Source organism: Odoribacter lunatus (genome assembly GCF_943193135.1).
Taxonomy (GTDB): domain Bacteria; phylum Bacteroidota; class Bacteroidia; order Bacteroidales; family Marinifilaceae; genus Culturomica; species Culturomica lunata.
In genome coordinates, this window is the sequence record NZ_CALPCZ010000023.1 from 32,097 (window position 1) to 41,093 (window position 8,997).

Here is an 8,997-nt window from a genome sequence, read left to right on the forward strand (position 1 = left end):
TAAATTTTAACTGATGAAAGTAGACGTATTACTTGGATTGCAATGGGGAGACGAAGGAAAAGGGAAAGTTGTGGATGTATTGACTCCGAAGTATGATTTGATAACTCGTTTTCAAGGAGGGCCTAATGCCGGTCATACATTGGAATTTGAAGGTGAAAAATATGTATTGCGTTCTATTCCGTCTGGAATCTTTCAGGGAGGTAAAATAAATATTATCGGTAATGGTGTTGTATTAGACCCCTTACTTTTTAAACAAGAGGCAGAAAGTTTGATTGCCAGTGGACACGACATAACCAATCAATTATATATTTCTAAAAAAGCTCATTTAATTTTACCCACGCATCGCATGTTGGATGCAGCATACGAGGTAGCGAAAGGAGAAGGAAAGATAGGAACCACGGGTAAAGGTATCGGACCGACCTATACGGATAAAGTGGGGCGTAGTGGTGTCAGGGTAGGGGATATACTCCATGATTTTGAAAAAAAATATGCAGTGGCAAAATCACGGCATGAAACGATACTTCGTTCATTGAATTACACCTACGACATAACCTCTTTGGAAAAAGAATGGTTTGAAGCAATAGAGTATTTGAAGCGTTTTCGTTTGATAGACAGCGAGCACGTAATCAATGGATTATTGAATGAAGGTAAATCCGTATTGGCGGAAGGGGCTCAGGGAACGATGTTGGATGTGGATTTTGGTTCTTATCCTTTTGTTACTTCATCCAACACCATTTGTGCCGGGGCATGTACCGGATTAGGGGTTGCCCCAGGTAAAATAGGAGACGTATACGGTATTTTTAAAGCGTATTGTACTCGTGTGGGAAGCGGACCTTTCCCGACAGAATTATTTGATGAGACGGGAAAACTTTTATCTACATTAGGTCATGAATTTGGTGCGGTTACAGGACGGCCGCGTCGGTGTGGATGGTTGGACTTAGTTGCATTGAAATATGCGGTGATGATTAATGGTGTGACCCAACTAATCATGATGAAGAGTGACGTATTGGATAACTTCGATACAATAAAGATTTGTGTCGCTTATAAAATAGATGGAAAAATAGTAGAGGAATTCCCTTATGAAATCAATGAGCAGATAGAACCTGTTTATGAAGAATTTCCGGGTTGGAAAACTGATATGACAAAAATGACCTCTGAAGATGAATTCCCGGAAGAATACAATGCTTATATCAGTTTTATTGAAGAAGTAACGGGTGTTCCGGTAAAAATAGTATCGGTTGGAGCTGATCGGAAGCAGACAATCATCAGATATGAAGATTAATGATTGTCGCAATTTCTGTTATGCTTGCATTCGTTTTTAATTTACCATTAACCGATCCGGTACTCATATTTTCAGTTATACTTTTTATTATATTACTGACTCCAGTACTTTTACATCGGTTTAAAATTCCGGATTTAATAGGTTTAATTATAGCCGGGGCCATTATTGGACCCAATGCGTTGGGTATTATGGCTCGGGATAGTAGCATCGAACTTTTCGGTAAAGTGGGGCTATTGTATATCATGTTTGTAGCTGGCTTGGAAATCGATTTAGCCGATTTGAAAAAGAATAGCGCTAAAAGCACCTACTTCGGTTTCTTGACGTTCATAATACCGATGGTGTTAGGAACAGTGGCGGGCGTATATTTACTGAACTTTTCTTATCCGACTTCTATTTTATTGGCGAGCATGTTTGCCTCCCATACATTGATGACCTATCCCATTGTGGGAAAGTATGGGGTAACCAAAAATCGTGCCGTTAATATTTCTATCGGGGCAACAGTTATTACTTGTGTACTGGCATTATTGGTATTGGCGGTCATCGTCGGAATGTCAACAGGAAATATAGACCAGCGATTTTGGACACAATTAAGTGTATCGACGATAATATTTGTGGGCATTATTGTGGTCATTTATCCTATTTTCGGGCGTTGGTTCTTTAAACGCTATGAAGATAAAATCGCACAATATATTTTCGTATTGGCATTAGTCTTTCTGGCTTCATTCTTAGCGAAAGTCGCCGGATTGGAAGATGTTATTGGAGCCTTCCTTGCCGGATTGGCCTTAAATAGGCTTATCCCGAATACGTCAGCATTGATGAATCGGATTGAATTTGTCGGGAATGCCTTATTTATTCCATTCTTTTTGATAGGAGTAGGAATGTTGGTTGACTATCACGTATTTACTACGGGCTGGGACTCACTGTGGATTGCTATAGTGATGTGCGTAATAGCTACAGGGTCGAAATATTTGGCAGCTTGGATAACAGAGAAAACACTGCACTATACAAAAGAAGAAGGCTTTTTATTATTCGGTTTGACGAATGCCCAGGCGGCGGCAACATTAGCCGCTGTAATGGTGGGGTATCAAGTCATTTTAGGCTATGATGAGGCGGGTAATCCCTTGCGTTTATTAGATGACAATGTATTGAACGGAACCATCGTAATGATTCTGGTGACATGTACGATAGCCTCTTTTATTACCCAAAAAGGTGCGCAACAGGTCGCTTTGGCTGATATGGCGGAAGAGGAATTGGTTGATAAAAATGATGCGGAAGATAGGATATTAATACCGCTCAGTAATTCCGAGACAGTAGAAGAGTTGATAAATTTAGGCATAACCGTAAAATCGTCTAAATGCAGGGCTACAATGCTTGCGTTGAGTATCATCAAGTCGGACAGCAACGATATTTCGGCAGAAAAAAGGTCTCAGCTCTTATTGGAAAAAGCGGAAAAAACGGCTGCGGCAACTGATAACCGGGTTCACTCGTTGATGCGTTACGATATCAATATAGTGAATGGTATAAAGAATGTAGTAAAGGAGCATAAAATAACGGATATCGTCTTGGGACTTCGGAAAGAGACAGCCATATCCAATACTTTTTTGGGAGAGCTGGCAGAAGGGGTCTTGGCGAAATGTGCTACCACGACATTGGTATATCGTCCCGTTCAGCCATTGGCCACTGTAAAACGGTACATTATACTTATTCCGGCAAATGCGGAGAAAGAAGTTGGATTTCCTTATTGGTTGGTAAGAGTATGGAATCTGGCCCGTAATTCCGGCAGTAAAATTCTATTTTATGGTACACATTCCGTTCTCTCAATATTGCAGGATGTAAAGGCAAAGCACAACATAAATGCAGAGTTTATTGAATTTACGGACTGGGATGAGGTCTTGATTATTTCACGTGACATCCGCGATGATGATGCCTTGATGGTAATAATGAGTCGTCGTAATTTCCCTTCTTATTCTCGTCAGATGGCACTGATTCCCGCTTATATGAACAAGTATTTTCAGACAAATAATTGCGTATTGGTATATCCAGTCCAATTAGGAATAGGAGAGGAGGAAATGAGTTCATTTAGAAGTATAGCTTTTAGTCATTTTGAAGGACAGGATTTGGGAAGCGTATTAGGACGTTTATTTAAAAAGAATAGATAAAATCTTTTAGTATTTGTTGAGGGGAGGAATAAAAAAAGAGAGCGCTCATTGAGCGCTCTCTTTTTATTGCGTGTAGCATGTATTATTTTTTACCGGCATTCTTTTTTTGTTCGAAGCGTTGTCTTAAATCATAAGAGATTGGAGTAGCCACGAACAAAGAAGAATAAGTACCGACAACAATACCGATTAATAAGGCGAATACAAAACCTTTGATGGAAGTTCCACCGAAAAGGAAGATAGCCAATAATACGACAATCGTTGATAAAGAAGTACTGAACGTACGGCGTAAGGTAGAGTTCAGAGCTTCATCGGTTACCTCCATATCACTGCGTTTCGGATACAGTGAGTGATATTCCCGGATTCGGTCAAATACAACAACCGTATCATTAATGGAGTATCCTACAACCGTTAATATAGCAGCAATGAAAGCCTGGTCAATTTCCAGAGAGAAAGGAAGCAATCCGGATAAAATAGAGAAAGCGCCCATAACAATGATAACATTGTGAGCCAATCCGATAACGGCACCTGCACCATACTGCCAGTTAGAGAAACGTACCATAATGTAAAGGAATATACCGATTAAAGCGAAAATGACAGACCAAAAAGCTGCTCTGGTAATATCTTCCGCAACGGCAGGTCCTACCTTCTCTGACATTTGGCGATTCTCTTCCAGGAATTGTTCTCTGGAAGTTCCCTCCGGTAAATAGGATTTCAAACCTTCGTACAGCAAAGTTTCCACTTCATCGTCCACTTCAAGTCCTTCTTCGTCAATCTTGTATTTCGTGGTAATTCTTACCTGATTCTCTCCACCGAACGTTTTTACCTCGGGAGCACTGCCGTACACTTTTTCCAGATTAGCGGCAACCTCTTCAACTTGTACCGGTTGGTCAAAAACAACCGTGTATGTTCTACCGCCGACAAAGTCGATACCTTTGTCTAATCCTTTCGTTGAAAGGAAAGCAATCGAAGCAATGACAGCAATAGCTGAAATAGTATAAGATATCGTCCGTTTCTTTAAGAACGGGAACTTCGGATTTCTTAGCCAGTTTGCAGTCATGGCTGTTGTGAACGATACATTTTCATTCTTAGCCGTAGCACGTTCCAGAATCAGGCGGGTAATAAAAATAGCACAGAACAGAGAAGAGAAAATACCGATAATCAAGGTCGTTGCGAAACCTTTAATCGGACCCTCTCCGAAATAATAAAGAATAAATCCGGTAAGCAACGTTGTCAAGTTACCGTCGATAATAGCGGAATAGGCAGCATTGTAACCGTCCTTAATTGCTAACTTCAAACCTTTTCCTCCGCGGCGTTCCTCTTCGATACGTTCGTAAATCAATACGTTGGCATCAACTGACATACCCATCGTCAATACAATACCGGCAATACCCGGCAACGTCAATACCGCTCCAATGGAAGCCAAAATACCGAACAGGAAAAACAGGTTGGCCAATAATGCGATGTCTGCTGCCAAACCGGCTCCTTTACTGTAAAAGAACAACATGTAAACCAATACCAAAGCAAAGGCAATGATGAAAGACCACATACCTGTTTGGATAGACTCTTGTCCCAAAGACGGTCCCACGATTTCGTCAGCGATAATGCGTGCAGGAGCAGGCAATTTACCTGATTTTAAAATATTGGCTAAGTCTTCCGCTTCTTTAACATCAAAACTTCCGCTGATTTGTGAACTTCCTCCTTTAATTTCTGAATTTACGTTCGGGGCAGATACAACATAACCGTCCAAAACAATAGCAATACAACGATTAATGTTGTCTTTCGTCAGACGGGCCCAAATCTTGGAACCCTCTCCGTTCATATTCATGGAAACAACCGGATGACCGTTGTTTTGGCTGTCGAAAGATTTACGGGCATCTACAATAACACCGCCGTCCAAAGGAGCTTTTCCGTCACGGGTGGTGATTTTTATAGCATGCAAGCCGATGATTTCGCCGCTGGGTTTCATTTCCCAAACCAAACGGGCGTTTCTCGGGATTAAAGATTTTACTTGTGGCAGGGCCAATAATTTATTTACGGCGCTGGTATCTTTCAATCGAGCGTATCCGACTACAGAGCCCGGTCTCAACGAACCGTCTTGTCCGACAGCAGGAGTTAAGACAGAGAATAACGGATTTTGTTTCCGGAATTCTTCTTCATTGTTCAATAAATTCAATGAATCGGAAGAAGCTGCCTGACGAAGCAATTCATTGCCTTGGGTCGTATCGGCAACACTTTCTTGTGTCGGAGCAACCGTACTTGCTTGTTCCAATCCCAAAATATCATTGGTGCGTTCAATTTCTCTGACCTTCTCATTGATACTGGCCAAATGAGGATAAAATTCGGAATTATCGAACGTCTCGAAGAATTCCAAAGCGGCAGTTCCCTGCAATAATTTTCTTACGCGCTGTGCATCTTTGATACCCGGAAGCTCAATATTAATACGTCCTGAAATATCAGCCTTGCGGATATTGGGTTGGGCAACACCGAAGCGGTCGATACGGGTACGCAAAATATTAAACGTATTATCGATGGCAGCATCAGCCTCTTTGCGGATAACATTTAACACCTCCTTATTGCTGGCTCCGATTTTGATTTTTTCTTTCATCTCAACGGTTCCGAAAATATCGGGAGAAGCCAATTGTGCATCGGGAGCGATTCTTTCAAAAGCCTCACCGAAAAGGGTTACAAAATCCTTCGGGCTCTTGCTTCTCATCTGTATCGCTTCATTCAATGCCTGATTGAATGCCGGGTCTGTGGTATTGTTCGCTAAACTGCGTACGACATCAACGACATCAACTTCCATCGTTACGTTCATACCGCCGCGCAAGTCCAAACCCAACGGTAGTTCTAACTCTTTACATTCTTTGTACGTGAATTTTGTCAACCCGAGGAAATTATAAATAGCCTGGTTGGCAACGGAATCCAGATATGCTCTTTCTTTTGCGGGATCGCCTGCGGCAAACTCCCGCGCCGCTTTCTCCACCTGGGATGTTTTGAAAGTGAAAAACAACTGGTAAGCACTTACTAAAGCCAAAGCGATTGTAAGTAATGTAATTGCTCCTTTGTTTCGCATTTTGTTAGTTAATTTTTGATATTATTTTAGATTATATTTCTTCCATGAAGATTTTAATGCGCAAAAGTATAATATTTTTTTGAATATCTCTAGGTGTATGGAGAAAAATAGGCATAAAAAAGAGACTGCCGTTGTCGGCAGCCTCTTCGTATAAAATTATCGGTTTTACGCCTTAAAACATTTTCATATTGTCCAAAACACTCATGACGCTTTTTACAGCTTCTGCCGATTTGGCCAATAACTGTTTTTCTTCTGCGTTCAAAGATACCTCTACCACCTTCTCGATACCATTCTTGCCTAAGATAACGGGAACACCTAAATAAATGTTCTTCATGCCGTATTCTCCGTTCAACATGGCACATACCGGGAATACCCTTCTGGAATTGCAGATGATAGCTTCTACCATTTGGGCAGCTGCGGCGCCCGGAGCATACCAGGCGGAAGTACCCATTAATTTTACCAATTCACCGCCGCCTACTTTCGTCCTTTCAATAATAGCGTTCAACTTGTCACTGTCAATTAATTCGGTAACGGGGATACCTGCTACAGTCGTATATCTGGGCAGCGGGACCATCGTGTCTCCGTGGCCGCCTAATAACAATGCCTGAATATCTTTGGGAGAAACATTCAATGCTTCAGCCAAAAATGCTTTGTAACGGGCTGTATCAAGAATACCTGCCATACCGAATACTTTGGATGAATCCACTTTGGCAGCCAGGAAAGCACAGTAGCACATAACGTCCAACGGATTGGAAACGATAATGATTTTAGCCTTCGGAGAATACTTGATAATATTTTCCGTAACGGATTTTACAATACCGGCATTGGTGGAAATCAAATCGTCACGGCTCATTCCCGGTTTGCGGGGAAGTCCGGAAGTAATAACCACAACCTCAGAATCGGCAGTAGCGGTGTAATCATTCGTTACGCCCTTGATGCGGGTGTCATACATGTTAATCGGGGCTGTTTGCCACATATCCAGGGATTTCCCTTCTGAAACACCTTCTTTGATATCCAAAAGAACAACTTCATTTACGATATCTTTTTCAGCAATGCAATTGGCACAGGTTGCGCCTACGTTACCGGCTCCTACAACTGTTACTTTCATGTTTTTATTTTTTAGTTATTAGTGAATTTTTTATTTGTCGTCGGATATTATTTTCCGCTGGTCAAATTTAGCCCTTTTTTTATTCTTCCCAAAAATTAGGGATTTTTTTCTCTAATTTCCCTATTTTTGCACTTCGTAAAGAAGATATTTTTAAAATTCATATTAATTGATACCAGGGATGAAAAAGAATATTGTTGTTATTGCAGGCGGAAATTCTTCCGAATACGGGGTTTCCATACAATCGGGAAATCATATTTTTTCGGAAATAGACGGCGAACGTTATAATAAATATTTGATGATATTGAAGGGATGGGAATGGAATGTTGAAGTGGACGGAAAAGATTATCCGGTGGATAAAAATGATTTTTCATTTTGCCGGAATGGGGAAAAGATAGTTTTTGATTACGCTTATATTACAATACATGGTATTCCGGGAGAAAACGGCATGTTGCAGGGCTATCTGGATATGATGGGGATACCTTATTCTACATGCAGTTTGCTGGGAGAAGCGATAACCTTTGATAAATATACGTGTACGAACTATTTGCAGGGCTTTGGCATAGAGACAACCAATCCGTTGATGTTGGTGCGTGGCAAGACGTATGATTTGGATTCCGTGTTGGAAACTGCTGGCTTGCCTTGTTTTGTAAAACCGAACGCGGAGGGTTCCAGCTTCGGCGTATCGAAGGTCAAGACCAAAGCCGATTTACAGCAGGCTTTGGACACAGCTTTTGAGAAATGCCGGGAAGTATTGGTCGAGACATTTATTGACGGAACGGAATTCACATGTGGATTATATAAAGCGGGGGACAAAAAAGTGATTTTCCCTGTAGCGGAAGTGGTACCGAAGAAAGAGTTTTTTGATTATGATGCCAAATACAACGCCTCCTGGTCGGATGAAATCATTCCCGGGCGTTTTTCGGAAGAAATAACTGAAAAGATACAGAACATGGCATCGGAAGTTTACGACATTCTTCGCTGTGAAGGCATTGTTCGTATAGACGGTTTTGTGCAGGGGGACAAAGTCATCATGCTGGAGGTAAATACAACGCCGGGTATGACTGCAAACAGCTTTATACCTAAAATGGTTAAGGTCATGGGAATTGCCTTGCGGGATGTCTTGACAGATATTATAGAGAATAAATTAAGATAAGTTTAAAATAGCTTCCTTCCTCCATAGCGGGGGAGGAAGATATATTCCATTATCTGCTGATTCGCTGAATCATTCTACCTGCTTTCCTTAAAAGCGTTATTCCCCATTTGGAACACATCTGAATAGTTAAGTAGAAACAATATCCTCTCTTCCTAAGAGAAATTGCAGTATGTAAAATAGATTGTAATACCTTAGTAAATAGGAAAAATCAATTTAACTTTT

General features: G+C 41.1%; 5 protein-coding genes. 3 read left to right on the forward strand and 2 right to left on the reverse strand.

The window, feature by feature from the left end; all coding sequences use genetic code 11:
- The first annotated feature begins 13 nt into the window (after positions 1–13).
- Together NFR61_RS08825 and NFR61_RS08830 are read left to right on the forward strand one after the other, a co-directional pair.
- Positions 14–1,282: an adenylosuccinate synthase gene (locus tag NFR61_RS08825; protein ID WP_251623187.1), complete on the forward strand. Its 1,269-nt coding sequence runs from the start codon at positions 14–16 to the stop codon at positions 1,280–1,282.
- Entirely contained in the window at positions 1,282–3,441 is a 2,160-nt protein-coding gene (locus NFR61_RS08830) for a cation:proton antiporter (RefSeq protein ID WP_251623189.1), read from the forward strand. The genes NFR61_RS08825 and NFR61_RS08830 overlap by 1 nt, the downstream gene beginning before the upstream one ends.
- Positions 3,442–3,523: 82 nt before the next feature.
- Here NFR61_RS08830 and secDF read toward each other — a convergent pair whose 3' ends face one another.
- Together secDF and mdh are read right to left on the reverse strand one after the other, a co-directional pair.
- Positions 3,524–6,514 carry a protein translocase subunit SecDF gene (secDF, locus tag NFR61_RS08835; protein WP_251623191.1) on the reverse strand — a complete coding sequence of 997 codons (2,991 nt, stop codon included), beginning with the start codon at positions 6,512–6,514 and terminating at the stop codon, positions 3,524–3,526.
- Positions 6,515–6,686: 172 nt separating this feature from the next.
- Positions 6,687–7,622 carry a malate dehydrogenase gene (mdh, locus tag NFR61_RS08840; RefSeq protein WP_251623192.1) on the reverse strand — a complete coding sequence of 312 codons (936 nt, stop codon included), beginning with the start codon at positions 7,620–7,622 and terminating at the stop codon, positions 6,687–6,689.
- Between the two features lie 178 nt (positions 7,623–7,800).
- Here mdh and NFR61_RS08845 point away from each other — a divergent pair, with 178 nt between their 5' ends.
- A complete protein-coding gene (locus tag NFR61_RS08845) occupies positions 7,801–8,775 on the forward strand; it encodes a D-alanine--D-alanine ligase (protein ID WP_251623195.1) in 975 nt (324 codons plus the stop codon).
- Positions 8,776–8,997 lie beyond the last annotated feature (222 nt).

What these genes read in the sequence shown, in the direction of transcription:
- NFR61_RS08825 (WP_251623187.1), top strand. Translation starts at nt 14, where the DNA reads ATGAAAGTAGACGTATTACTTGGATTGCAATGGGGAGACGAAGGAAAA.
- NFR61_RS08830 (WP_251623189.1), top strand. Translation starts at nt 1,282, where the DNA reads ATGATTGTCGCAATTTCTGTTATGCTTGCATTCGTTTTTAATTTACCA.
- secDF (WP_251623191.1), bottom strand. Translation starts at nt 6,514, where the DNA reads ATGCGAAACAAAGGAGCAATTACATTACTTACAATCGCTTTGGCTTTA.
- mdh (WP_251623192.1), bottom strand. Translation starts at nt 7,622, where the DNA reads ATGAAAGTAACAGTTGTAGGAGCCGGTAACGTAGGCGCAACCTGTGCC.
- NFR61_RS08845 (WP_251623195.1), top strand. Translation starts at nt 7,801, where the DNA reads ATGAAAAAGAATATTGTTGTTATTGCAGGCGGAAATTCTTCCGAATAC.